This window comes from Paenibacillus fonticola DSM 21315, assembly GCF_000381905.1.
GTDB lineage: Bacteria > Bacillota > Bacilli > Paenibacillales > Paenibacillaceae > Fontibacillus > Fontibacillus fonticola.
In genome coordinates this window covers 88,345-112,230 of record NZ_KB907248.1, presented here as the reverse complement: position 1 = coordinate 112,230, position 23,886 = coordinate 88,345, and the positions used below count along the sequence as shown (strand labels likewise).

General features: G+C 44.6%; 27 protein-coding genes and 1 tRNA gene. 19 read left to right on the top strand and 9 right to left on the bottom strand.

Annotated features, from left to right (window positions below; genetic code table 11):
* Positions 1 to 184: 184 nt before the first annotated feature.
* Complete coding sequence (locus tag G358_RS0105385; RefSeq protein WP_019636177.1) at positions 185 to 442, top strand: YuzB family protein; 258 nt, start codon at positions 185 to 187, stop codon at positions 440 to 442.
* A gap of 108 nt (positions 443 to 550) precedes the next feature.
* Here G358_RS0105385 and G358_RS0105380 read toward each other — a convergent pair whose 3' ends face one another.
* Positions 551 to 1,183 (bottom strand): helix-turn-helix transcriptional regulator, encoded by a 633-nt coding sequence (locus tag G358_RS0105380; RefSeq protein WP_019636176.1) that lies wholly within the window; start codon positions 1,181 to 1,183, stop codon positions 551 to 553.
* 25 nt (positions 1,184 to 1,208) lie between these two features.
* Complete coding sequence (trhO, locus tag G358_RS0105375) at positions 1,209 to 2,102, bottom strand: oxygen-dependent tRNA uridine(34) hydroxylase TrhO (RefSeq protein WP_019636175.1); 894 nt, start codon at positions 2,100 to 2,102, stop codon at positions 1,209 to 1,211.
* Between the two features lie 120 nt (positions 2,103 to 2,222).
* Here trhO and G358_RS0105370 point away from each other — a divergent pair, with 120 nt between their 5' ends.
* Entirely contained in the window at positions 2,223 to 2,927 is a 705-nt protein-coding gene (locus G358_RS0105370) for a PIG-L deacetylase family protein (protein ID WP_019636174.1), read from the top strand.
* 78 nt (positions 2,928 to 3,005) lie between these two features.
* Here G358_RS0105370 and G358_RS0105365 read toward each other — a convergent pair whose 3' ends face one another.
* Together G358_RS0105365 and G358_RS0105360 are read right to left on the bottom strand one after the other, a co-directional pair.
* Positions 3,006 to 3,551: a DoxX family protein gene (locus G358_RS0105365; protein ID WP_019636173.1), complete on the bottom strand. Its 546-nt coding sequence runs from the start codon at positions 3,549 to 3,551 to the stop codon at positions 3,006 to 3,008.
* Positions 3,552 to 3,984: 433 nt separating this feature from the next.
* Positions 3,985 to 4,758, bottom strand: coding sequence for a polysaccharide deacetylase family protein (locus G358_RS0105360; protein WP_019636172.1), 774 nt, complete (start codon positions 4,756 to 4,758; stop codon positions 3,985 to 3,987).
* A gap of 169 nt (positions 4,759 to 4,927) precedes the next feature.
* Here G358_RS0105360 and G358_RS32920 point away from each other — a divergent pair, with 169 nt between their 5' ends.
* The 7 genes from G358_RS32920 (at position 4,928) to G358_RS0105325 (ending at position 13,903) form a co-directional block, all read left to right on the top strand.
* Positions 4,928 to 5,089, top strand: coding sequence for a hypothetical protein (locus G358_RS32920; RefSeq protein WP_019636171.1), 162 nt, complete (start codon positions 4,928 to 4,930; stop codon positions 5,087 to 5,089).
* A 146-nt stretch (positions 5,090 to 5,235) separates the two neighbouring features.
* Positions 5,236 to 7,416 carry a hypothetical protein gene (locus G358_RS0105350; RefSeq protein ID WP_019636170.1) on the top strand — a complete coding sequence of 727 codons (2,181 nt, stop codon included), beginning with the start codon at positions 5,236 to 5,238 and terminating at the stop codon, positions 7,414 to 7,416.
* A gap of 106 nt (positions 7,417 to 7,522) precedes the next feature.
* Positions 7,523 to 8,830 carry an ABC transporter substrate-binding protein gene (locus G358_RS0105345; RefSeq protein ID WP_019636169.1) on the top strand — a complete coding sequence of 436 codons (1,308 nt, stop codon included), beginning with the start codon at positions 7,523 to 7,525 and terminating at the stop codon, positions 8,828 to 8,830.
* Between the two features lie 59 nt (positions 8,831 to 8,889).
* Positions 8,890 to 9,759, top strand: coding sequence for a carbohydrate ABC transporter permease (locus tag G358_RS0105340; RefSeq protein WP_019636168.1), 870 nt, complete (start codon positions 8,890 to 8,892; stop codon positions 9,757 to 9,759).
* Positions 9,756 to 10,559 (top strand): carbohydrate ABC transporter permease, encoded by an 804-nt coding sequence (locus tag G358_RS0105335; RefSeq protein WP_019636167.1) that lies wholly within the window; start codon positions 9,756 to 9,758, stop codon positions 10,557 to 10,559. Before G358_RS0105340 ends, G358_RS0105335 begins: the two co-directional genes overlap by 4 nt.
* A gap of 36 nt (positions 10,560 to 10,595) precedes the next feature.
* Positions 10,596 to 12,185: a response regulator transcription factor gene (locus G358_RS0105330; protein ID WP_019636166.1), complete on the top strand. Its 1,590-nt coding sequence runs from the start codon at positions 10,596 to 10,598 to the stop codon at positions 12,183 to 12,185.
* On the top strand, positions 12,182 to 13,903 hold the full coding sequence (locus tag G358_RS0105325; RefSeq protein ID WP_019636165.1) for a sensor histidine kinase: 1,722 nt from the start codon (positions 12,182 to 12,184) through the stop codon (positions 13,901 to 13,903). Before G358_RS0105330 ends, G358_RS0105325 begins: the two co-directional genes overlap by 4 nt.
* A 141-nt stretch (positions 13,904 to 14,044) precedes the next feature.
* Here G358_RS0105325 and G358_RS32915 read toward each other — a convergent pair whose 3' ends face one another.
* Complete coding sequence (locus G358_RS32915; RefSeq protein WP_019636164.1) at positions 14,045 to 14,710, bottom strand: flagellar brake protein; 666 nt, start codon at positions 14,708 to 14,710, stop codon at positions 14,045 to 14,047.
* A gap of 359 nt (positions 14,711 to 15,069) precedes the next feature.
* Between G358_RS32915 and G358_RS0105315 the strand changes: the two genes are divergently transcribed.
* Positions 15,070 to 16,959 (top strand): bifunctional diguanylate cyclase/phosphodiesterase, encoded by a 1,890-nt coding sequence (locus tag G358_RS0105315; RefSeq protein ID WP_019636163.1) that lies wholly within the window; start codon positions 15,070 to 15,072, stop codon positions 16,957 to 16,959.
* 145 nt (positions 16,960 to 17,104) lie between these two features.
* Here the strand turns inward: G358_RS0105315 and G358_RS0105310 are convergent, their stop codons facing one another.
* Positions 17,105 to 18,244, bottom strand: a complete 1,140-nt coding sequence (locus tag G358_RS0105310; protein ID WP_019636162.1) for a response regulator — start codon at positions 18,242 to 18,244, stop codon at positions 17,105 to 17,107.
* Positions 18,245 to 18,598: 354 nt separating this feature from the next.
* On the opposite strand from G358_RS0105310, the gene G358_RS0105305 reads away from it, so the two are divergent.
* A tRNA-Val gene (locus G358_RS0105305) sits at positions 18,599 to 18,671 on the top strand.
* A 166-nt stretch (positions 18,672 to 18,837) separates the two neighbouring features.
* On the opposite strand, the gene G358_RS0105300 is transcribed toward G358_RS0105305, so the two are convergent.
* From G358_RS0105300 to G358_RS32120, 3 genes are all read right to left on the bottom strand, one after another.
* Complete coding sequence (locus G358_RS0105300) at positions 18,838 to 20,127, bottom strand: tyrosine-type recombinase/integrase (RefSeq protein WP_019636161.1); 1,290 nt, start codon at positions 20,125 to 20,127, stop codon at positions 18,838 to 18,840.
* Positions 20,128 to 20,202: 75 nt separating this feature from the next.
* Positions 20,203 to 20,673, bottom strand: coding sequence for an ImmA/IrrE family metallo-endopeptidase (locus G358_RS0105295; protein WP_019636160.1), 471 nt, complete (start codon positions 20,671 to 20,673; stop codon positions 20,203 to 20,205).
* A gap of 21 nt (positions 20,674 to 20,694) precedes the next feature.
* Entirely contained in the window at positions 20,695 to 21,348 is a 654-nt protein-coding gene (locus G358_RS32120; protein WP_019636159.1) for a helix-turn-helix domain-containing protein, read from the bottom strand.
* A gap of 237 nt (positions 21,349 to 21,585) precedes the next feature.
* Between G358_RS32120 and G358_RS0105285 the strand changes: the two genes are divergently transcribed.
* From G358_RS0105285 to G358_RS0105255, 8 genes are all read left to right on the top strand, one after another.
* On the top strand, positions 21,586 to 21,798 hold the full coding sequence (locus tag G358_RS0105285; RefSeq protein ID WP_019636158.1) for a helix-turn-helix domain-containing protein: 213 nt from the start codon (positions 21,586 to 21,588) through the stop codon (positions 21,796 to 21,798).
* Positions 21,795 to 22,553 carry a Rha family transcriptional regulator gene (locus G358_RS0105280; protein ID WP_019636157.1) on the top strand — a complete coding sequence of 253 codons (759 nt, stop codon included), beginning with the start codon at positions 21,795 to 21,797 and terminating at the stop codon, positions 22,551 to 22,553. Before G358_RS0105285 ends, G358_RS0105280 begins: the two co-directional genes overlap by 4 nt.
* On the top strand, positions 22,550 to 22,849 hold the full coding sequence (locus G358_RS0105275) for a helix-turn-helix domain-containing protein (protein ID WP_019636156.1): 300 nt from the start codon (positions 22,550 to 22,552) through the stop codon (positions 22,847 to 22,849). Before G358_RS0105280 ends, G358_RS0105275 begins: the two co-directional genes overlap by 4 nt.
* 6 nt (positions 22,850 to 22,855) lie before the next feature.
* Positions 22,856 to 23,053 (top strand): hypothetical protein, encoded by a 198-nt coding sequence (locus G358_RS0105270; RefSeq protein WP_019636155.1) that lies wholly within the window; start codon positions 22,856 to 22,858, stop codon positions 23,051 to 23,053.
* Positions 23,037 to 23,216: a hypothetical protein gene (locus tag G358_RS0105265; RefSeq protein ID WP_019636154.1), complete on the top strand. Its 180-nt coding sequence runs from the start codon at positions 23,037 to 23,039 to the stop codon at positions 23,214 to 23,216. Before G358_RS0105270 ends, G358_RS0105265 begins: the two co-directional genes overlap by 17 nt.
* Before the next feature lie 3 nt (positions 23,217 to 23,219).
* Positions 23,220 to 23,414 (top strand): zinc-finger domain-containing protein, encoded by a 195-nt coding sequence (locus G358_RS34485; RefSeq protein ID WP_084662670.1) that lies wholly within the window; start codon positions 23,220 to 23,222, stop codon positions 23,412 to 23,414.
* An 18-nt stretch (positions 23,415 to 23,432) separates the two neighbouring features.
* Entirely contained in the window at positions 23,433 to 23,555 is a 123-nt protein-coding gene (locus tag G358_RS34235; protein WP_019636153.1) for a hypothetical protein, read from the top strand.
* A 69-nt stretch (positions 23,556 to 23,624) separates the two neighbouring features.
* Complete coding sequence (locus G358_RS0105255; RefSeq protein WP_019636152.1) at positions 23,625 to 23,879, top strand: AbrB/MazE/SpoVT family DNA-binding domain-containing protein; 255 nt, start codon at positions 23,625 to 23,627, stop codon at positions 23,877 to 23,879.
* The last annotated feature ends 7 nt before the right edge of the window (positions 23,880 to 23,886 follow it).

The window sequence follows — 23,886 nt, the reverse complement described above, 5'->3', positions numbered from 1 at the left end:
CCTCTCTAATTTATATGTAGTTCCTCTTTCAATTCTCACAATGATCATTATAAATACTTACGGGCACTTAGTCAACTTATATGTATGTTAAGTATATTAAATAGGCATTTCGTATTGACAAATGGTAGGACGTTGATCATAATTATTGAACTGAAACGATAACGTACATTTGAGGTGACATACGGTGGGCTTGGGAATCGTCGTTGTAGAAGTATGCGATAGCAATCTGCTCAGCTCGGTAGAGCTGGAGCAACTGGAAGAAGAATATCCCGAGATAGCCGTTCTCCGCCTCGACTGCCTCAACTTGTGCGGGCTTTGCAGGCTAAGGCCTTATGCGATGGTCAATGGCAAGCGGGTATTTGCCAAGACGATCGAAGAGTGCGTGCAGCTCATCAGGCAGACGATCGAGGAGGAGCTTCGGGCTTTTGACGATATAGAATAAAATAACGTTCCCTGTTTATTCATAACCAATCGCAGGCAAAATAAAACCTTCGGCGCTGAAAAACGGCAGTACCGAAGGTTTTTTATTTATAACTGCTTGTCTGTTTTCTTACTGACGATTGGAAATAATATAAATGCATCTTTTCCCGTCTTGCGCCAGGCATTCCGTCCGTTTAACTTCGGTATTCAGCAGCGACTTGAACAAGCTTAACTCACAGTCGCAGGCATGGTTGTAACGGTTCGCGATTTGCAAAATCGGACAGTTATGCTCCTTTAGCACAAAATCCCCGTTTTCATTTTGCTCGCATTCGGTCATATAGCCGTTCTCGTTCTGAATTTGGGCTAGCTTCATTACTTTATCGGCAAAGGGGATCCCTTCCATGCTCTTCTGGTACTGCACCTTCAGCTTATCCCGGCGTTTCTCGAATAGCCGCCTGATCGTATCCTCGCCGACCTCATTTTCAAGCTCGCCGAGCAGATCGAGGGTTAGTGAATGGTAATTTTTCGGAAACAGGCTCTCGGCCAGTTCCGTAAGCCCGAATACCGAGGTGGGCCTGCCCATCGTTTGCCGGATCATTTTGGATTCGATCAGCCCGTCGCGTTCCATTGTACCTAAATGACGCCGGACGGCCATTTCTGTAATTTGCAGTTCGGTTGTAATTTCTTTGGCGCTGAGAGGGCCGGACGTTTTCATCATATGCAAAATCCGCTCTCTCGTCGGCAGCTCTTTGCTTTGGTTCATCATGACACTCCTTGCTAGAATGACATTAGCCGTTGTTTACAGCAACTACGGCTTCTTTACATTCGTTGCTGCAGAATCCGTGATGCTCATCCTCGCAGGTTTCGCAGCAAACGTGCTGGAGATTGCAGACCGGGCAGTTGATGTAGCGGTCATTCGTTTCGCCGCAGTGGTAGCAGCTCGCAATAACGATATCCTCGTCGGTACGGTTGATCGGTACGGAAATCCTCTCGTCGAATACGTAGCATTTGCCGTCGAACAGATGTCCCTTTACTTCGGGATCTTTGCCGTAAGTAACGATTCCGCCCTCCAACTGGGCTACGTCCTCAAAGCCTTCATGCATCAGGAAGCCGGTCAATTTCTCGCAGCGGATGCCTCCTGTACAATAAGTTAAAATTTTCTTATCCTTATATTGACTTAAGTTCTCGCGAATCCACTCCGGGAACTCGCGGAAGGATTCTACTTCCGGACGGATGGCGCCGCGAAAATGGCCGATGTCGTATTCGTAGTCGTTGCGGCCGTCGATGACGATGACGTCCTCCTGCTGCAATTGCTCGTGGAATTCGGCAGGAGACAGCCGTTTGCCGCTGATTTTGTTCGGGTCAAGCTCATGTTCGTAACGGAATGTGACCAGCTCTTCTTTGTGGCGAACGAACATTTTTTTGAAGGCATGGCCTTCTGTTTCATCGATTTTGAAGACGATGTCGTGGAACAACGGGTTGGACCGCAGGTCGTGCATGTATTTCTCCGTTTGTTCTACCGTTCCGGATACCGTTCCATTAATGCCTTCGGAAGCGATGAGGATGCGCCCTTTGAGCCCGAGGTCTTTGCAGTACTGCAAATGCTCCGCGGTAAATACTTCTGGAGATTCGATGTGTGTAAATTTATAATATAGTAACACGCGGTATGCGCTTTTGCTCATTATGATCACCTATCTATATTGGATTCTTCTGCATTGTAGTGAATTTTAACTACTTAGTCAATATTAAAGTATAGTAAGTATAGTAACGGAAATCTACAGGATATTAAAGGAGACGGACTTATGAATAGAACGGTTGGCTTTATTTATGCGCATCCCGACGACGAAACCTTCGGCTGCTCTTTCCTGATTCGGCAGATTGCCAATAGCGGTGATAAGGCTGTGCTGCTGACGGCAACGAGGGGAGAAGCGGGGAAGAGCGGCAGGCTCGGAGCTATGACCTCGGAGCAGCTGGCGGAGATTCGCGATCAGGAGCTGCTGCGGGCTGGGGACATTTTGGGCATCGCGGAAATCGAGCAGCTGGATCTGGGGGACGGCAGGCTGCGGGGAGTGAAGCAGGAAGTGCTCATCGATAAAATCGCTTCGTTTCTGAACAAGCATGAGGCCGAGGTGGTAGTTACTTTCCCGGCGGACGGCATTTCCGGCCATCCTGATCATATCGCCATCCATCATGCGGTAAATCAAGCGGTATTCAGCGGGGCGTGCAGTTCAGTCCAGAAGCTGTACTATAACGTGATGGGGAGCTTTAGCGCGAAGATAAAGGGGCCCGATTCTGTATTGGCGCTGAAGGGAGAGGAGCTGCAGGAGACGAAAGCCAAAGCACTCGCAGCACACGAGTCGCAGATTTTATCGATCGAACGGGTATTTGGCAAACTGGATGGCGGTCCGCCCTGGCACTTCGCGCCGGAATTATTCCAGCTCGTATGGGAGCGGGGAAGCTTTAATCCTACGAAGGAGGAAAACAGTGTCTTCGATGATCTTCTCTAAACCAGTGAAATGGGGACAAAAAAACACGGCTGCTCCTCTTTAAAGGAACAGCCGTATTTTTTTTAGAGATAGGCTAGATTAAGCACCATGGTTAACTTTTAACCGGGGATTGCCTGCTGGTGTCTCTGTCTTCGCTTCTGCCGTTTTATTTTTGTTAAATAGCCCGCGAATGTATGGGAGTACATAGTAGTCGAGTCCGATTTTTCCAGCGTTGGCGGCAGCTGCGATGACCAGTACTTCTAGCAGCAGCATTTGTGCATTCGTGCTCACTGTGCCCGAGAAGAGGAACGCTGCGTTCATTACAAGTCCCATTAAGGCTGCGAAAGTAGTGAAGGTGCCGAGGATCAAGCCGACTCCGACTAGAAACTCTCCATAAGGGACGAGAACGTTGAAGATGTCTACGCCTGGCAGTGCGACATTTTCTAGGAATACTCCCCACCAACCTTGTACTACAGGATTTTCACCGGTACTTTTGGCGATGGCTCCGGCCAGGTAGCCCCCGGCATCAAATCCGCCTGTAATTTTGCCCCAGCCTGCTTTCATCCATGCTACGCCGAGATAGATCCGAATGGCGGTCAGGAACCACATTGCAAATTTATTTGTTCTGAGGAAGTTGTTAAACATAATTACCACTCCTTAATGTAATGTTCTTTTTTAATGTTTTGTTTAGTGGATGATCATCTTTGATGTCTTTATTATAAGTGATATTTTTCACAATTCATGTGATTTAAATCACAATTACTTATTTTTTAATAAATAAATTTTAAAGCATCGATGGTGCCGGAAAAATACACAAGCTAGAAAACAACACACAGCCAGAACACAACACACAGCCAGAACACAACACAACACACAACACACAATGGGAAATAATATATAACATCGCATAATAAAACAACGAAAATAAAGCAGAGGAGAAGGGAAACCCTTCTCCTCTTAGCCTTAAGACCTTGGTGCAACCTTCGTCCTCACAACGCCGAGGTCGGAGGCATTGATGGCAAACGAATTGCCGCCTTGCCTCGTGCTGGAGCGGGAAGTAATAACAATTTTAAAGTGATTAGTGGATAACCTTTCTCAACTGATGATCGGGTGCGGCCTTATGGGTTAACAGCTCGGATATGGTCACAAAGGCATAGCCCTGTTTTTTCAGTTCGGGCAAAATCTGTTTAAGGGCTTCGGCGGTTTGTGTGCTGTTAGCCACATAATCATGCATAAGAACGATATCGCCGTTGCGTGCGTTCGAGAGTACTTTCTTGACGATTTTGTTGACGCCCGGGGCTCTCCAATCCTTCGTATCCTGGTGCCAGGACCAAAGGATGAACTTCAAATGGTTCTCTTTGGAAACGTTGATGAGCGTTTCATTGTAAAATCCCCCAGGGGGGCGAAAAAGCACGGCTTTATGGCCGGTTGCCTGAAAGATAGCCCGCTGGGCTTTGTTTAGCTCATTGTGCATAGTGCTTTTGTTCAATCCTTGAAACGATGGATGCCGGTAAGAATGGTTGCCGACTTCATGGCCTCTGGCTAGCTGCATTTTAACGATTTCAGGATATTTCTCTACCCGTTCTCCAACTACGAAGAAGGTTGCCTTAGCGTTATACTGGTCCAGCACGTCCAAAATTAGCTTCGTTTGGCGATGGTCCGGACCGTCATCGAACGTAAAGGCAATGCATTTGTCCTCGGTGGGGACTTCCCACACAATATCGCCGCGCTCCTCATAGTAAGCTCTGTCCTTGAATTTGGCCGCTGGACTAGCTGCCGACGGTTGCGGGATCAGGGGAAAGACGAGGATCCATGTCAGAATCAGAATGAACAATCGGTTTAATTTAAACATTTAAAGCTATCCTCCATTATGCGTTCGTTTACCAGCGTCTAGTTATTTTGCTGCAATCTGCAGAATTTATCCCTGCCGGGCAACAAGCAATTTAGCACATCTTTGTATTCAGGCAGGCCTGTGGGGTGAGAATGTCGAATAAGATGAAGTATGGAGGGGGGTGAGGAGGATGAAGAGAAATAGCGTAAAAACATTCTTCAACACAAATATTGGTGATCTCGAGAAGGAGATCAATGACTGGTTGTATGAGAACAGAAGGTTTACCGTCCAGTCCATACAATATTCTGCAGAAGGAACAAACTTCAGCGCCCTCGTGTGGTACTTAGTGTAAATGAAACTAAACACAGCACCTGCGGGTGCTTTTTTTATTTCCAGCAATGGATAGAATATTGTAAGCATAAGGCCAGTTTATTGCATCGACCATTCTGCCAGGTTTTATTACATTGAAGATATTACTGCAGAGTGAGGTGGATATACATGTTGAGCATGATCTTTAAGGAAAATCAAGGCTACTACCCCGTCATTGATTTGGGAAACAGTGAGACGGATACAATGACGGTTCACTATCCAGTTGAAGCGCAATTTTTAGACCAGACTTCCATTCGCTTGAAATACAACTATGTGAATCAGGAGAAGCCTAACGTGTGGCAGGCAAAAGCACAATGGAAGCACTCCGGATACAGTTTTGAAATTATAGATCAATGGACCGCAGAGGTAAATCGGGTCGTTCTTCAGCGCAAAGTGAAGGCGGAGGCTTATCAAGCCGGTGTGAAAAATGGCGGACTGCAGCTTCAGCTCCAAGGCAGCTTGCCAAGTCCCGAAAGTGCTGAATGGAGATTTTGTGCCCCAGCTACTCATTATTCCGAGCAGGGTACGCTAGACAAGTTTTCTAAAAACCGAGTATATATGGAGGATCGTTTAACTTATCCGTTTATATTAGCGTACCGCCCTATGAATGGACGTTCAATCACATTGGGACGTGAAAACCTGCCAAAGTCCACGCTGGCACCTAGGCGCACAGAGGCAAAGGAAAGTGTTTATCTCCAGGAAACGGAAGTAGGATCGGTCGGTTATGGTGTCAAGGGCGATAATGAGTTAGTTCTTCAAGCGTTTTGGCCTTACTATGAAGGGGATACAAGCGTTTCCCTTAATGCCAAGGGTACTCCTGTATCGGCATATTATCCGCTGGAGGGTGCGAATTTTCAAATGGATTTATCCTATGATTTTCGCATCGGTGAAGGAGAAACGTTCGCGGATGCCGTTTATGCGGCCTTCCAAGCGTACGCAGAGCTTCATCCTCCACAACCGGTAAAACTGCCTTTTACGCTTGATCAATCGATCGAATACCGGAAAGTATCGCTGCGTAATAGCTATCGGGAGTTGGATAACGGGGGAGCCGGGTTCTTTTTTCACTTTGAACCTAGACAGGGCTACATGTCGCAGCCATCTGGATTTGGGACATCTTTTAACAATATTCCCCATGAGACGTACACTCGGATTTTAGAATACGGGTTTACCGGACGGCAAATCAATACAGCTTATATGCTGGCAAAATTGGACGGCAAGGAATGGGTCGAGAGGGGAAGAAAGGTAACTCAATTTTTTGTAGATCGTCTTTCCACACCATCTGGCTTTCTTTATTCTTTATTTGATATTGAAAAAAATAAACCATTTGCTTCTTTCGGCGAAATAGATGCCCCTAAATTGCATTATATTTCCCACGGGAATATCCCGGGCAATTATTTGCGCACGATGGTGGAGCCCGCTTTCGATCTGCTGCAAATCTATCAATTGTATGCCTCGCTAAACATAGAGGAGCCTACATGGCTGAACACCACTACGAAATTTGGGCGTTTTTTACTTGAAAATCAAAACGAAGACGGCTCATGGTACCGGGCATACGAACCGGATGGAACGCCTTTGAAATACGGCCATGGATTTGGAGAAGATGAGTTTTCCGCGAAATCGGCGAGCTCAATCCCAATCCTATACCTTATTGCATTAGGTAAAGCGTCTGAAGCAGACGGGGAATTATTTTTCAATGCGGCTAAAAAGGCCGGAGACTTCGTTCTAAACACCTATGTTTCCAAAGATCATTACTTGGGCGGAACACTAGACAACCCTAATGTGATCGACAAAGAAGCATCGCAGTACGCGATGGCCGCTCTTTATGGCCTATATAAATTAACGGGGGATAAGCGCTACCTGCAAGGCTCGGTCAAGGCGGCTAAACTATTCGTCACTTGGAACTATCTATGGAATGCGCCGCATCTCCCTGGAACGGATCTGGCTAAAGTCCAATTCCAAACAGTGGGAACGGGGGGGATTAACTCCATTTGGGGCGGCGGCGTTGTCGATATCTATACTTTGTTCCATATTGAAGAACTGAATCTTGTAGGCGAGGAGACTGGAGAGGCGTTTTTCTGCGCCATGGCGGAGTGGATTTCCATAGGGACACAGCAGTTGCTTTCACATCCGGGCGATTTAATGGGATTTACTGACCTTGGCATGCAGCCGGAAGGGTTCGGAATTTGTAATCAGGGAATCGATGAAGGCATGATTGCCAAAGGTGATATCTGGGGCACGTTAGGGTGGATTTACTCGGCAGGAATTTATGGACTGGGAAAATATTTAGAAAGCAGAAACAGATCATCATAGGATAGATTTTCATATCAAACTGAACAGTTTACTGAATGTAGTTTCTAAGTACTATACCGTACGATGAAAATATATTAAAAAGTGAATTTAGAGGAGGGCCTTGGATATGAAAAGAAAGTGGCTGAATGTGAAAGCAACGCTGATACTGGTCCTAATTGTTATCGTTGCAGGCTGTGGTGCAGGCAATACAAAGGAAAGCGCAACTGGCGGCGGCAACGGTGCTGCTCCTAAGCAGCAAGTAGAGTTATCCATGCTCAGCAGCTGGAGTACCGACACGGAACGCGGGAGAGCTCTGCATGCCGTAGTGGAGAAATTTAATCAAGAAAATGAAGGCAACATTAAAGTAAAGCTGGATATCAATGCCGACTGGCCGTCTCTGCAACAAAAAGTAAAAACAATGATCGCAGCCGGACAAACACCAGACTTGTTTAATTACAATTTTAATCCCAACGATCTGTCCCGGCAAGAGTCCGGGGAGCTGCTTGATTTCAATCCTTTTATGAATGAGGAGTGGAAATCCCGGTTTACAGAACAAGACTTGCAGGCGATGACGGTGGACGGGCAATTAACCTCGATACCGTTCGAGAAAGCAGGCATCTTATTTTACTATAACAAAGAACTGTTTGCGCAAGCTGGCATTGAATCATTTCCCGCAACCTGGGACGAGTTCTTTCAAGTATGTGAACAGCTGAAATCAGCCGGAATTACCCCGATTTCTCTTATGACGAGTGATGATGCATGGCATACGACCAATTTATTTACCTACTTGGCGGCAAGCATTGCCGGGACAAGTGTGTTTGAGCCAGGACAATCCCTCGATACGCCGGAAGTGACGCAAGCGGCCCAATATTTAAAGCAAATGTTTGAATATACGACACCAGATGCTCTGGGAGGAAATTACTCGGTCAGCTCCAACAACTTCCTCATTGGCAATACGGCAATGATTATTGATGGGCCATGGCTCATCGGATCCATTTCAGAAGAGATGATTCCTTCCATAGGCATTGCAGCAAGCCCGACATTCGGAGATGGCAAAGTACAACCTGGTTTTACAGTAACCGATGCCCATACCCCTTGGTCTGCTGCTAAGCAAACGTCGCCTGAAAAAGAAGAGGCTGTCGTACAGTTTCTGAAATTTATGACTTCCGAGGAAAGCTCAAAAACATTTACAATTGATGGCCGCATCCTATTATCGATGAGGCTGGAATTGAACGAGGAAGAAGTAAGTGAAGCGGGACCGATCCTCGGACAATACATCAAGACGAACAGCGAAGCGCCTGAAAGTATTGTAAATATCGTTAGAATACTTAAACCGGCAGCTACTTCCAAGCTCCCTTCCCTTCTTGAAGGTTTAATCTTGGATAAATTTACACCAGAAGAGTTCGCCAAAGAGCTGGAAGCCGCTAATTTATAAGTAACTATCCACATAGGGGGGAGCGTTCCCCCCTTTATGACGAAAGGAGCTGAAACACGTTGACTTCGCGGCAGATTTATATTTACTTGGCTCCAGCCTTACTATTCACGGCTCTTTTCTTTATATTTCCTTTAGTATTTTTACTCTATGTAAGCGTGCAGGAATGGAACGGTATCGGTTCGATGAATTTTGTCGCCTTCGACAACTTCCGTTACCTGTTAGGTGATCCTGTTTTCAAAGCAGCAATGATCAACACCGCACTGTGGATATTGGCGGGCATACTTCTTCATACTCCGCTTGGGCTGTTGATGGCATTGCTTTTATTTAGAAAGCCAAGAGGCTGGAAGCTGTTCCGAGTTCTCTTTTTCTTGCCAAACGTCATTTCTACAACCGCGCTTGCCTTCTTATGGTACTTTGTACTTCATGTCAGCCTGGGGCTGGTCAACAACCTGTTCAAATCGGTTGGATTGGAGTCGTGGGCACATCCTTGGTTAAGTGATCCAGGAACAGCTGTTTTCGCTAATATGATCCCTTTTGTGCTCTACATTGGCTTCACGATGGTTATTTTCCTGACGCAAATGACGACAATTTCGCCAGATCTTTATGAGGCAGCTGAAATAGATGGAGCAACGAATGTACAGAAGGACCGGTATATTACTATACCTATGGTTAAAGGCGCGATCGCGATTAACGTGATCTTCAATACTGCATTTTGCTTGAAAATGTTTGAATATCCGCTGCTGATGACCGGGGGCGGACCCGCAGATTCATCTATAAATATGTCTCTTTATATTTATAGAGAAATGATCACGGCGAACCGTTACGGCATCTCCATGTCAGCAGGGCTGATGGCTATACTTATGGGGGCAGTAGCTATGCTGCTTGTCTTCGGGGCTCTGGGTCTAACAGAAAGGAGGGGGAAAGCATGAAGTGGTTGCGCTTTGGTTTCAAAATGCTTTTCCTGCTTGTGACGATGGTTCCTTTCCTATGGTTGATTCTCGCGTCGTTCAAAACAAACCAGGAGCTGTTTGCGGCCCCCTTCTCATTTCCAAAAAGATGGATGATTGAAAATTATGAGGCGGTTCTTTCAAGTCATCCGATCCCGCACTATTTTTTCAATTCGATATTTATTGCCATCGTCTCGACGTTGCTTGGGGTGATTGTCGCGACATTAGTATCTTATGCCTTCATGTACACCTTCAAGTTTAAATCGGGCTGGCTGTTATTGATTACTTTCGGTATATTTATCCCAACGAATGCTTTCATTGTCCCCTATTATTTTATTGTGAATTGGCTGGGATTGTATGATACTTTGCTGGGGGTAGCTCTTGTATATGCAGGGGTTTCACTTCCGCTAAGCGTGCTAATCGTAAAAACGTATATGGACTCCATTCAGCATGAAATTCTTGAAGCTTCATTTATCGATGGGGCCAGTGTGCATCGGACGTTCTTTCAGGTCATTCTGCCTGTCTCTTATCCGGGGATGACGACGGCAAGTATCTTCCTGATGATTACAGCCTGGAATGAGCTGCTGTTTGCCTCTTTGCTTACCCAAAGCGAAGCGACGAGAACACTTCAGGTAGCGATCCGGTTCTTTTTAACGACCTTTTCAGCGAATTATCCGGTAGCGTTTGCAGCAATGGTTATCGCTATTATTCCAACCATAGTGATCTATTCTTTGCTCAGTGAGAAAATCATTGGTGGACTAACGGCGGGAGCCGTGAAATAATCGATTGCAAATACATGTTCGAGGAGGATATCCAACATGAAGGTTTTAATTGTTGATGATGAAATATTTATCCGAGACGGACTTCGTACATTGATCGATTGGAGCGAGGTCGGATTTGATGAAGTGCTGGATGCAAAAAATGCCGCTGAAGCCATTTCAATCATTGAGGAAGGGCCTCCTGATTTAATAGTTACCGATATTTTTATGCCAGGGATGTCTGGACTTGATTTTGCCAAACAGATTCGCAGTCAGCATCCGCACATTCGCTTTGTCATCCTGACAGGGTATGAGAAATTCGAGTATGCCAAAGAAGCGATTGAAATCGGCGTAGCCAAATATTTGGTCAAGCCTATTTTTCCCGAGGAATTAAAGGAGACTGTGGAAGAGATACGGGAAGAAATGCTGCTTGAACACCGTTTGGAGAACTGGAATGAGATGGCGAAGACAAGGCTTGAACAATACAAGCCCATTATTGCTGAGAAATTTTGGAGCGATTTACTTACCGGGGGACTTTCCAGCTCCGCACAGATTCATGACCGGGCCGCCTCTGCTGATATTTCGTTAAATTACCCGGCCTTCTGCTGTGTCGCCATTGAAATTTGCAAATTAGAGAAGGTATATGAGCGTTACGGACAAAGCGAGCATTCTCTCGTTCGCTTTGTCATTCGCAATATTATTGAAGAATTGCATCCACAGGCCGTGATTTATATTTATAATCACTCGGATACTGTACTACTCTGCGTATTATCTGAGTCGGCAAGTATTCCCAAATGGACAAAAACCGTAGAGACGATCCAGAGCACTTTGAAAATTGATGTGAACGTTGGCGTAGGAAATAGCTACGAGCATGTAACCTCCGTCTGGGCCACCTCGCTTGAAGCGCTTGATAGTGTGAAATATTTAGCCATTTTAGAGCAAACAGGCATTATCCGTTTTGAAGATATCCCTGCCTGGAAAAAAGATCATGTGGAGTACCCATACGAAGAGGAAAAGATTTTACTGGAGATGCTGCGGTACCGGGAGCAGCTTAGCGAACAAGCGCTGGAGCCGTTTATGCAAAAAGTGATGATCCAGAATCCTTCGCCCCCGATGATTCATCTTACTTGTGTTCAACTGCTGGGGGCCATTTACCGGCTTGTTGATGAATATGGCATCGATTCGATTCCTACTTTTAATCAAAGCCTGTCCCGGCTTGAGGAGCTGGCCTCATACAGTCAGTTCCAGAAATTGTTTACAGAGCTGCTCACGGAAATTATCGAGCGGAGAAGCAGGCATCATGCCAGCTTTGTAAGCCAACTGGTGGATGGAGCGCAGCAAATGATCCAGGAACGGTTCAATGACTCCACGTTAAGTGTGACTTCTATCGCACAGAGCTTATGTATTTCGCCGAACTATCTCTCACGTATTTTCCATCAGCAAACCGGTAAAACCTGTGTTGAATTTATTACGGAATGCCGATTGGAAGAAGCAAAAAAACTGCTGCTATTAACGAATCGCAAAAACTATGAAATATCGGAGGAAGTCGGTTATACTAGCGCGCACTACTTTAGCTCCATATTTAAGAAAAACGTCGGCCACTCACCGAGTGAATATCGGGAACGATTCAGTGCAGGGCCGTTGCAATGAGCTCCGTTCGTACACAGATGATGCTGTTCTTCTCCCTGCTTATTATTGTTCCAATCATTATCAGCAGTATCAATGTCTACTATACGCTGCAAAACTATTTAAAAAACAGTTATATCGTTCAGCAAAACCAATCTATAGAAAATTTACTGTCGCAAATTACGGAATGGCGGGCGAGCTATGAGGATTTGTCGCTGCAAATATTTGGAGATAAGCGCGTGCAAAATTTTCTTCTTCATCCAAATACAATGCAGACGGGAGAACAGCTGGAGCGGTCTACCGATTTTCGTCAAGCGCTGCAAACCTATGCCACGGCGGGAAATGGAGATTTTTCAATTTACGTCGTTCGTATGAATGGTCAAGTATACGGCGCAGGGCTTCATGCCGGTCATGAGCAATTTATCCAATCCAGAATCAGTAGGGCAGAAAAATACGACGGACCGCCTGCTTGGGAAGATGTGGATTCGCTGAATTCGATTGTTTTGTACCGCCAAATCAACAATAATGAGTTCGATTTAAAGCTCCCAGTTGGCTATCTGTTCCTGATCATCGATAAGCATGAAGTAGAGAAAATTATCGAGAGATACAGTGTCAACTCCAATCAGCAGTATGGCATTTTCAATCAGGACCGCACATTGAGAATCAGCACAGATTTAGCGGCGGACGATGCATTTTTACATGGCATTGGGAAACAGTCGGGTGTAACGAGCCAAGAAATGATTTATCAGGATATGTCTTATATTACATTTGCCAAAAGCCAGTCTGATTGGACGTTCGTATCCTGGATGTTAAAACGAGAAATATTGCAGCCGGCAAGGGAATTATTTTTAGGTATTCTTTTTATTGCGCTCTTACTCTTGATGTTCTCCGTATTTATGGTGCTGTTTCTCTCCCATCGAATTACAAAGCCATTAAATTTGATGCGGCGCAAAATGAAGCAGATCGGAGAAGGCTTGTTTATCATTAAAGTGCCTGTCATTCGAAATGATGAGATCGGAGAGCTGGCTAATGCGATGAACCGGATGTCCGATGAGATCGTAAGTCTTATTCAGAAAAATCGTGAAGAGGAAGCGAAGAGCCGCCTCCTGCAATTACAAACGCTTGAATATCAGATCAACCCTCATTTTTTATACAATACGCTGGACTCGGTGAATATGCTGGCCCGGAAGCATAAGGATCCGATCATTGCGGATATCGTGACCTATCTTTCCCGTTTATTTCGAATCGGGCTCAATCAAGGGCGGGAAATGATCACGCTTGCCGATGAGGTTCGTCATGTGACGTATTATTTGAAAATTCAGGAGATCCGGTTTGCAGGCCAGTTGTATTGGGAAATTCAAATGGATGACAGCATTGAGGATATCAAAATTATTAAATTTATTCTTCAGCCGCTCGTGGAGAATAGCATTAATCATGGCATTCGTAAGCGCGATGAACCAGGACATATTCATATTCGCGTATGGAAGGAAGAAAATTGTATCGTGCTGGAGGTAAAGGATGACGGGGTTGGCATTAAACCGGAGCAAATGGAAAAAATCCGCCAATCCTTAGCCATTGAGCATGAGAACGAGGACAAGGATCATGGCTTTGGCTTGCGCAATGTTCACCAGCGGATCCAACTGCATTACGGCCCTCATTATGGTCTCCAGTTGGCCAGTGAAGAAGGGCAAGGAACTACAATATATATTAGGCTGCCTTACTCAAACGAACAAACGAGCTAGTAGATGCTGTAAAATAGGTAGCAGATTGCTTTGTAAGAAACTTATGAAACAAGAACAAGGTTGCTTTCCAAGTCATGTACATGACTTGGAAAGCAACCTTATTTCCTTTGCCGGCAGTTGCTGTTTTCCCGGATTACAATTCTACAAAGAATAATTTTTCAGCTTGTTTCTCGCCTCTACTTGCTTAAATAAGCAGTATTTAATAATATCGGACCGGATTGATTCCTTCATTTGAATGAATTCCAGCGACACTTTAAACAGATCGTTCTCCTGCCTGATGCAATTTACAACTTTTCCGTTAAATTCAATCGTATTTTGATTGTTGTTTGTTTCTAAATGGAGGATGCCCGGTATGATTTTCTCCATTTCGACTTTAAAGGAGCAGCTAAATGAAAGTCCTCCTCCGCTAATATCCTTTGTCGTCACCATAATATATTTATCTTCTTCCGAATTTTCTATCGCTTTAATATTTAAATTTAATTCGACCTCGACAGGAACGCGGAAAAATCGCCGCCGCTGCGCCTTTCGGACGTTCTTAGCATGCGGTGCAGTAAACCATAGCTGATTATGCCGGAAGTGCAGGCGTGATTCAAACGCATATAATACCCGCTCTTCACTATGAAAATAAAAGGTTACCGGCATATTATTCGTGACCGTCATATATCTGTTCATGCGATTGACCGGTTTTTGTATGTAAAGGTGCTTGTCTTCATTTTTAACGATTTGTGTCTTGTACATTACTCCGTCCAGCGTCTGGAGCTCTAGTAATTGGCCTTTCCAAAATTCCAGCTGCGTTGATTCTTTCATCCAACAATCTCCTTTCTTCAGTTTTGCGCCTGATTCGATTACATCAAAAGCAACTATACAATACCTGTACATTCTCGCAATTATATTATATTTAATGGCAGCGAAGAATAGCTGCATTTTTTGAAAAATGTACAGTTTCTGTAGAGCCAGCTTATATAATATGAATAGGAATCGGTTAGGCAGCATTAGAAACAGGGGGCGAATTAGTGAACATAGAAAGCAGTTATAACTACTATATTGTAGCACTTTCAGTAATAATTGCAGTCCTTGCATCATATTCCGCTTTAAGTATTACAGCAAAAATATCATCGACTACAGGCAGAACGAGATTTTTTTGGCTGCTGGGAGGTTCGCTCGTTATGGGTAACGGCATCTGGTCGATGCACTTCGTCGGGATGCTAGCGTTCCATATGCATATGCCTGTCGAATATGATCTTGGAATTACATTGGGATCTTTGGCGGTGAGCATTATATCTTCGTTTATCGCCTTCTATATTACGATCCCCCAAAATATTAATTGGTTTAAAATTGCTATCGGTGGCGTAATTATGGGCAGCGGCATCGCTACTATGCATTATATGGGCATGGAAGCTATGATTATGCCTGTTGAATTCTATTATGACAAAGTACTACTGGTATTATCGGTTGTTATTGCCTTACTTGCTTCATATGGCGCCCTGCTGCTATTTCTTCGTTTCCGCAACCAATCCTCGACCAGCTGGCTTAAATGGCTGTCGGCGTTCGTTATGGCGGTGGCCATATGCGGCATGCATTACACAGGAATGGAAGCGATGAAGTTTCATCCGCATCATGACGTGATCGAGCATCAATCCACAAATATGGAATTATTTTTGCTGTACGGCGTAACCTTGGTTGTTTTTATTATACTGCTTGTTTCCTGGGGAGCCATGTTCTTTGATCGGCATGTTCTGGAGAAACTGGCTTACTTGGATGCGATTACTGGGCTGCCTAACCGGAATGAAATGAATCGTTTTTTTGACTCGCACGCCGGCAATGAAAGTATCGGCGTTCTCTTTTTGGACCTCGATCAGTTTAAAGCTATAAATGACACCTTGGGCCATAACATAGGCGATTTGCTGATCCAAGAGGTAGGTGTCCGTCTCAGGCAATTTATAAGCGATGATCAGCAAGCATTCCGCATTGGCGGGGATGAGTTTTTGTTTATTGTTAAAAATTGCAATATAGCCCGAGCCGAGCTGTTGGCCGGCAAAATTTTGCAGAGCATAAAGCAGGTCTATCACATTGAAGGCAACGAATTGTATGTAACGGGAAGCATCGGGATCAGCTTAGGCTCCGTTCAGGATTCCGACCGCTCGGTATTATTAAAGACGGCGGATACAGCAATGTACAAGGCCAAAGGGCTAGGGAAGAACCAATATAGCCTGTACAATGAGGAAATGGGCATACAGCTGGTCCGTAAAATGGAGCTGGAAAAAGATTTGCAGCTTGCTCTGGAAAATAACCAATTTTTTATCGTCTACCAGCCGAAATGGAATGTAAAAACGAACAGCCTCGTTGGATTCGAGGCGTTGATTCGCTGGGATCATCCCCGGATCGGCACGGTTTCGCCAGGAGAGTTTATTGAAATTGCCGAAGGCACAGGGCTGATCGTACCGATGACAAGATGGGCATTGGAAGAAGCATGCCGGCAATGCAAGGCTTGGGAGTCGGCAGGGATCCATCAGCCTGTTTCGGTTAACCTCTCCGTGCGGCTCTTTCAAACAGACAGTTTAACCGATTTGGTACAAAATGTGTTAGACAAAGTCGGTCTCGCTCCCCATTTGCTCGAGCTGGAAATTACCGAATCCATGGTACTGTATGACATTAATGATATCATTCGCCAGCTGCAAAGCATCCGGGCGCTGGGCGTACGCGTATCCATGGATGACTTTGGAACAGGATACTCTTCGATAGGACTGCTTGACCGGATTCCGATAGACGCGCTAAAGCTGGATCGCCTGTTTACAAATGACCTGGAAAATCCTAGCAAGCGGGCGATTATCAACGCCATCATCATGATGGCGGAAAATCTCCAGCTTGACGTCATCGCCGAAGGGGTGGAGAATCAAGAGCATATCGAGTTTCTGACGCAGCTGGGCTGTTATGTAATGCAGGGCTATTACTACGGAAAACCAATGAAGGTGAATGATGTGGATGAATGGGTTAAAAAGCATCAGCAGAGCAAGCATCAGTCAAACGATCATTATAGTTTAATTTCCAAAAAGTAGTAAAGTTTGGAATTTGCATTCAGGAGCCTGAGTTTACAGGCTCCTGTTTTGAAGTGATGGCCAAGCTTAAGGAGGGCTGCACGGAATCAATCGACCGTTATCCTGCAGGGCAGCATCGCACGCTGGAATGGCCGCGTAACCCTGTTTATGTTGTCTGTTCCTCATGCTCTTGCTTCCACTGATGATACCACTCACTGATATATGTACTAGGCTGTTCATTAAACTCATCAAACAATATAGATGAGAGTAAACGATATTGTCTATGGACCGCCAAAGAATTTTGCGTCGAGGCAAAAATTTTCATCAATGCAAAATGCGCTTCTTCCGCTATAGGATGCTGGTGGCATATTTCCAAATATTTTTCAGTAGCTTTTATTTGCTGGTTCGAAGCCAAGTACCATTCAGCCATTCGAAAAGAGGCGCGCAGCCAAAGCACCTTTAATCTTTGCCGTTCACTTTCGGCCCACCAGTAGTCATACTCTTTTAAATAATCCTCCCTATATACTTTCATCACTTTTACATAGTCGTTTATCGTACCTTTGGTGATCGGCGGGCTGGACTCGATGTAACTTTCCCATTCCCCTACATCCAGAAGCACATTATGTAGATTTAAAATATAACCATCCACCGAGTTGGAAATCGTAAAATACTCTTCAAAGGGGGTTAATGTTTTTCGGATATGGTAAATTATCGTATACAGCAACGAATACGCCCGGTTTGGCTCATATTCCGGCCAAAGCAGTTCAATCAGTGTAGATTTACGGACGAATTGCCCGCGGTTCTGCAGCAAATATAAGAATAATTCCAGAGCTCTTGTCGTTCGCCAACGCAGCGGTGTCAACTGCTGTCCATTCAAACTGATGGAGAATTGCCCGAACATTTTGATCTGCAGCAATTGATGATCCATGGCAAGCTCATTCAGGGACTTCTTGGAATGATCTATACGCTGGATTGTTTTCAACAATCTTTCCGTCTTTACCGGCTTCAAAATATAGTCCAGCGCATTGAGCTCGAAAGCCTTTACCGCATAAGCTTCATACCCCGTTACAAATACAATATTTAAATGCGGCTTTATTTCTAATATTTCTTCTGCCAATTGAATTCCATCCGCATCCGGCAGTTGAATATCCAAAAAGACGATATCGACCGTATGACTAAGAATTTCTTGCTTCCCTAAGGCTGGATCGGAATACTTCCCAATAACTTCAATTTCAGGAATTTTCATAAGCTGGTGCTCCAAATAATCCAGTGCAATTATTTCATCATCCAGTAGAATAACTTTCATCGCGCTCTCCCTGCATATGTATTAACATCTGTTCCAATACTTTCAATTCTTCCAAATAAACTTCCAATAAATACTATAGACTATCAATCTATACAATCTCTGAACAAAATATTTCCATACTCTTGCAAAAAAATTCCCAGTAGAGTAAAAATGCACAAAGAACCCTTAATGCAAGTGGCATTACAGGGTTCGTTGAATCTTTACCGACTCTTATAACCTATATCGGATAATTAGAAAATTCAATGAATTGGCTAGGGGAACAGGGAGGCAACCCGCAGCGTATTTTTCAATAAAAAAATGTTGACAATCTCGCTCCATCCTGTTATGATAGTTTTTGTCTTCACTTATTAATCTGATCTGTTAGCTCAGCTGGGAGAGCACCATCTTGACAGGGTGGGGGTCAGTGGTTCGAGCCCACTACAGATCATCACCGAGAAGCCTTGATACATAAGGCTTCTTTTCTTTTTATATGTAACGTTGATCTCCTAGAAAAAGGCCACTGGGGACATTTTGGGGACAAAACGGAGTTAATCGTGCTTGGAATTCAGTGGTTATGGACTTATTTAGACTGAAATAAACTGTATGGTACTTATTTATTTTCTTGCAAATTTATCAAATTTACCTGCAGTACGTTTCTTTACTTTTTTGGTAACATGGACATAAATATCACTAGTCGTAGATAGCCGAGCGTGACCTAGTCGTCGCTGTATTGCCATTAAGATCGAATCAACATTTGCATCGTCCTCGTCCTCCAGAAGGAGTGTACCGGAGCTGTGTCGCAAACCGTGAAATTTGATATAACGAATCCCGTGGCGCTCGCAAAATCGTCTCCACCACTTTGAAGCATGTTGGTAATAGTACGGTTTTCCTTTACCGTTGTGGAATACGAATTGTCGTTTTCCGCCTTCCCATTGATCCCCGAGAAACTCTTTTTCTCTATGCCATTCCTCTTCATACTTGGCCAACTCATCCATGTACCACTTTGGCATGTCTACGTCTCTGAACGAGGCAATAGATTTAGGATCTTTCTCAACGGCCTGTCCGTTGTTAGTATACGGGATGTTGTTCTCGATCGTGATGATATCCTGTTCGTAATTCACGAATGGCCATTCAAGTCCGTTAAGCTCTCCTCGTCGGCAACCTCCGATCATAGAACCTAGAATAAATAACCTCCATTTTCTGCTCTCTTTATACAGAGCATCAACTACCTGTTGAGCCTCATCTTCATCATAATATTGCGGGCTAATCCGCTGCGCAATCATTTTTTCTCTCACATTTTTGTCAGCAGGTTTTTTGACGCCTTCCATCGGGTTAGTCTTAATAAGTTGCCATTCGGTTGCTCGTGTAAATATATTCTTGAGTACGCGATGAACGTAGCCAATCGTTCCTGCATCCAGAGGCTCCGCTAACCTCTTAAGTTGTTTTTCTGTGAGAGGCTTCCCGGTTTTTGGAGGCAGTCTGGCCCCTGGCTTTTCCAAGTTTTTCAAAAATGTGACGATGCTGAGCGTTCGGATTTCATCTAGTTGCTTGTGGCCGAACACTGGAATTAATCTGGTGTGGATCACTCTCTCATAGTTAGCTAAGGTGGCAGGGGAGAGGTTATCCGTGTCTGTGGCGTATTTTTCCATCCATTCGTTAATTACAAACTGCTCAAACGTCATTTTCTCGGGTTTGATGTACTCTCCTGACTCGACTTCTTTTCTGAATTTGTAAAGCTCATCATCGAGATATTTTTTTAGGAGTTTTTTCGAGTTCAGGATTTCAGGATCATCAACCGTGACGGGTTTCCTAGGTCGGTTACGAGATCCATCGGCGTTATACCCAAGATCAATCGTCAGTCTCCAGGTATCCGTTCCTCGTTTCTCAATACTGCCTTTTGCCATTTTAATACATCACTCCAAACGTATGTTCTATTTTAGAGTATATTTAAACAGCCTTGCGGCTGGAAAGCGCAAAGGTTATTCGAATATCTCAGCTACGCCGAGAGGATCGAAATAAATTATGTAATTATTCCAGATGGTGTAAAGTCCATATTTATTACGATAGCGGTCAATGCTTGCCTGTAAAAACTCCTCAGTCACATCAAGAAACTCCGCAATCTCATACCTTCCTCTAACTCTAGCGTGAAAGGCTTGTACGATCGCAGACAGCGGGACAAGTCTCTCATACCCCCACTGCCTCGCTCGCAACTCTTGCTGCTGGTTTTCCAACTTTGACTGATCTGTGATATCCCCAACAGTTTTATGCTGATGTCCCATTTCTTCAGACAAAATGCATTTACGCTCCCGATCGGTTTCAAGGTTCCGGTTGAGTAGTATCATGTTCCCCACACCTGATTCAATGTAAATCCCCCTCAACCACTCCGGGAGCGCCGCCTGATCGTCAAACGTGATCGTGACCTCTTGTTTCAGTTCTTCATAGCTGTTCATGTATCCATCCCCCAGATGCGGTTACTTATCGTTTTTCATGAGGGCAATTTTCATGGCTAGTTTAATCTGGGATAGTTGCTCCTCTGTTAATTTTCCTTCATGGCCGACCTGGTGGGCGGCTAAAGTGAGAATTTCTTCTTCTGTTAAACCGTCATGATGAGTCGTTATCGTTTCAGGTTCATCAAATTTTTCATTTGCAAAATCGTCTTGGAGCTTCGCAAATGTTTCCTCAGGGCTTAGAGAAGGCCCGTCATACCCGGGTGGTTCTTGGCGCGCGTAAGCGGCTGTTAAAACTTTGGTATCCATTTTAAGAGCTTTAGCGAGTCGATCAAGCATTTCACCGGGTTCATAATCCCAAGGAGCGGGCGGCAATGTATCAAGACCTCTTAGAAATGATTCAGGCAACTCAGTTAACTTCGCCAACTCTTCTATAGACATGTCAAGTTGGGAAAGTCTGTCTTCAATTAAAGCGTAAATTGATTTACCAAGTAAATAATCCAACGAGACATTGAATATATCAGCTAATTTTATAGCTAGCTCTGCACTTAGGTTTCTGCGTCCTCGTTCTATATTGTAGTAATATTGAGTAGATATCCCTAACTTCTCCGCAACCTCAGCCCCGGTTAAGTCTAAAAATCGACGAGTCTTTCTGATTCTATCCGAAGGTACTTTCACGAATGTTTTTCTCTCCTTATTGATTAGTTTGTTAATTATAATATCATCTATTTGGATAGATTTCAAACTAAAATAAACTTAAAATGGCGATATTTAAAGCAAATAGGATGTTTATTTAAATAAAATCCTAAAAATGCTCTAAATATCGCTTTTTTAGTTCTATTTGGATACTTTTAATCCTTTACGGATACTATCCATATAGAATACAATATATCCAGAAAGGAGGTTGAGTATACATTGGAATTTTCGATCGCTATCAAGCACAGACTTGTGGACCGTAACCTGAATCCTTCTGAGTTAGCTAGGCTTACAGGGCATTCCCCTCAGTATATCCATAATCTACTTAACGGAAACCGACGCTGGAATGAAGATTCCATGCGGAAGGTGTGTGACACGCTGGGACTTGAATTGGCAGTAATCCCAAAAGAAGAAAGCGAGGTATTGAAATGAACCAATTAGTATTTATTGAAAACGGCAAGACGGTAACAGATAGCCTAACGGTGGCAGAGACATTTGGCAAGGAACACAAAAATGTATTGCGCGACATCGAAACTTTGGAATGCAGCGAGGAATTTTCACGGCTCAATTTTGAGCACTCAACTTACATCAACGATCGAGGTCGCTCTTATCCAAAATACATCATCACACAAGATGGATTCTCGTTCCTAGTCATGGGCTATACGGGCAAAGAGGCTGCAATGTTTAAAGAACTGTACATTTCTGAGTTTAATCGGATGCGCGATGAGTTGAACAAATCTCCTAGAACACAATTGGAAGTATTGCTTGCTTCGGCGCAGCAGCTTGTTGAACAGGAACGTCGCTTATCCTTAGTCGAGTCGAGGATCGAACGTACCGAGAAACAGCAGGAGGACATTAAAGACATTCTTGCGCTTAATCCAACGGACGCCAGAAAGAAGGTTAATCAGCTTCTCAATAAGATTGCTCAATCTGCCGGCGGCGTCGGCTCGTATCAAGATGTGCGTACAGAAAGCTATAAAAAGCTGGAAGAACGGGCACGGTGCGACTTAGCGAAACGGGTTACAAACAAGAAGCAACGGCTAGCTCTTGAAGGATTGGCAAAATCAAAAATTGATAAGATCAATAACTTGGACGTGATTTTTGAAGATGGCCGTCTGGCTGAAATCTATTTCGCCATAGTAAAGGAAATGGCCGTCGCAAATCGGATTGAGGTTGAAGCATCATGATCGGCTTAGAAGATGCAATCCGAGCCATTGTAGCCGAGGAGGTAGCAGCTGCAGAGCATCGAATCTTGGCCTCTCTCCCTTCCTATACTACTGATCGTACGCTCGATGTTCGAGAAGCGGCGGAGCTTCTCGGGGTTTCCAAAAAGCTGATCTACCGAATGTGTCAGGAGGGGAGTATCCCACATGAACGGTTTGGAATCTCGGGATCACGAAAACCAGCGATTAAGTTCAGGAGTTCGGATCTCGAAGCTTGGCGCGCTGAACAGAGAGCCGCAAATTACAAGAAAGGACGGTAACAGCCTATGAGTAAGGTACTCGACTTGGATTCTAACGAAGTAATCGACATTTGTGCGGATCCCGATTGTAACGCTGAAATATTCTTCGGCCAAGCGGTCTGGAAGAAAGGACATGATCTGATCTGCTCAACGCCTTGTCTGCTTCGGGTGCTGGGAGCTAAGACGGTGATTGCGGGGAGGGATGAAGATGACCAACGAGGATAAAGTGCAGGCAGAGAACGCTACCGCTCAACTTAATGTTGCTATAGATTACCTTCGGCGGGCGCGTAAGTCTCTATCAGCCTTTAACTACACCGGCTTATCGGTATTGCAAGGCGCTATGCTCGATGTCGAAGAGATTCGCGATGATCTTTTGAAAGGGGATTGAGCCGTGAACCGAAAGCAAGCCGTGTACGCTATCGGTGATCTGTTAGATACGCAATGTGCGGTATGTACTAAACGGGCCGAATTGAACAAAATGTACGGCAGTATCTTTTCAAAAACTGATAGGTACTGCAATAACGAGTGCCCGACTGGGCAACATCTTCAATCATTAGGGGCTCAACTAGAAAGAGCAAAATCTTGAAAGGGGGTGAACAGGAAAATGAACGTAACACGTGATGTTTGGCTTGAACTGACGAAAGATGAACGCATGGTGTGCCTGCGATATGCGGCAAGCGAGAACGCGAAACGCTGGCAAAAAGAAAAACAGCTTCCTGCGGGGTAGGAGCCCGGGAAGCTGCAAATCAAACCATATCTAAGGCCAGTTTACCACTGGCAGAAAGGAAAAAGCAATATGAAAGCTACTGGAATTGTTCGCAAGATTGATAATCTTGGGCGCGTGGTTCTGCCAAAGGAGCTGCGAGAGACCCTGGGAATCGCTGAACAGGATCCGCTCGAAATCTTCGTTGATGGTGACAAAATCATTCTTCGGAAGTATCAGCCAGGCTGCTTCTTTTGCGAGGATACGACAGATCTTAAGCACCTGTTTGGCAAGCCTGTTTGTTCCAAATGCGGTTCTGATATTATTCGGCTTCATAGAAATCATTAATTATATT

Coding starts and splice junctions, on each gene's coding strand:
- G358_RS0105380 (WP_019636176.1), bottom strand. CDS start 1,183: ATGAACCAAAGCAAAGAGCTGCCGACGAGAGAGCGGATTTTGCATATG.
- trhO (WP_019636175.1), bottom strand. CDS start 2,102: ATGAGCAAAAGCGCATACCGCGTGTTACTATATTATAAATTTACACAC.
- G358_RS0105370 (WP_019636174.1), top strand. CDS start 2,223: ATGAATAGAACGGTTGGCTTTATTTATGCGCATCCCGACGACGAAACC.
- G358_RS0105365 (WP_019636173.1), bottom strand. CDS start 3,551: ATGTTTAACAACTTCCTCAGAACAAATAAATTTGCAATGTGGTTCCTG.
- G358_RS0105360 (WP_019636172.1), bottom strand. CDS start 4,758: ATGTTTAAATTAAACCGATTGTTCATTCTGATTCTGACATGGATCCTC.
- G358_RS32920 (WP_019636171.1), top strand. CDS start 4,928: ATGAAGAGAAATAGCGTAAAAACATTCTTCAACACAAATATTGGTGAT.
- G358_RS0105350 (WP_019636170.1), top strand. CDS start 5,236: ATGTTGAGCATGATCTTTAAGGAAAATCAAGGCTACTACCCCGTCATT.
- G358_RS0105345 (WP_019636169.1), top strand. CDS start 7,523: ATGAAAAGAAAGTGGCTGAATGTGAAAGCAACGCTGATACTGGTCCTA.
- G358_RS0105335 (WP_019636167.1), top strand. CDS start 9,756: ATGAAGTGGTTGCGCTTTGGTTTCAAAATGCTTTTCCTGCTTGTGACG.
- G358_RS0105330 (WP_019636166.1), top strand. CDS start 10,596: ATGAAGGTTTTAATTGTTGATGATGAAATATTTATCCGAGACGGACTT.
- G358_RS0105325 (WP_019636165.1), top strand. CDS start 12,182: ATGAGCTCCGTTCGTACACAGATGATGCTGTTCTTCTCCCTGCTTATT.
- G358_RS32915 (WP_019636164.1), bottom strand. CDS start 14,710: ATGAAAGAATCAACGCAGCTGGAATTTTGGAAAGGCCAATTACTAGAG.
- G358_RS0105315 (WP_019636163.1), top strand. CDS start 15,070: ATGGGTAACGGCATCTGGTCGATGCACTTCGTCGGGATGCTAGCGTTC.
- G358_RS0105310 (WP_019636162.1), bottom strand. CDS start 18,244: ATGAAAGTTATTCTACTGGATGATGAAATAATTGCACTGGATTATTTG.
- G358_RS0105300 (WP_019636161.1), bottom strand. CDS start 20,127: ATGGCAAAAGGCAGTATTGAGAAACGAGGAACGGATACCTGGAGACTG.
- G358_RS0105295 (WP_019636160.1), bottom strand. CDS start 20,673: ATGAACAGCTATGAAGAACTGAAACAAGAGGTCACGATCACGTTTGAC.
- G358_RS0105280 (WP_019636157.1), top strand. CDS start 21,795: ATGAACCAATTAGTATTTATTGAAAACGGCAAGACGGTAACAGATAGC.
- G358_RS0105275 (WP_019636156.1), top strand. CDS start 22,550: ATGATCGGCTTAGAAGATGCAATCCGAGCCATTGTAGCCGAGGAGGTA.
- G358_RS0105270 (WP_019636155.1), top strand. CDS start 22,856: ATGAGTAAGGTACTCGACTTGGATTCTAACGAAGTAATCGACATTTGT.
- G358_RS0105265 (WP_019636154.1), top strand. CDS start 23,037: ATGACCAACGAGGATAAAGTGCAGGCAGAGAACGCTACCGCTCAACTT.
- G358_RS34235 (WP_019636153.1), top strand. CDS start 23,433: ATGAACGTAACACGTGATGTTTGGCTTGAACTGACGAAAGATGAACGC.
- G358_RS0105255 (WP_019636152.1), top strand. CDS start 23,625: ATGAAAGCTACTGGAATTGTTCGCAAGATTGATAATCTTGGGCGCGTG.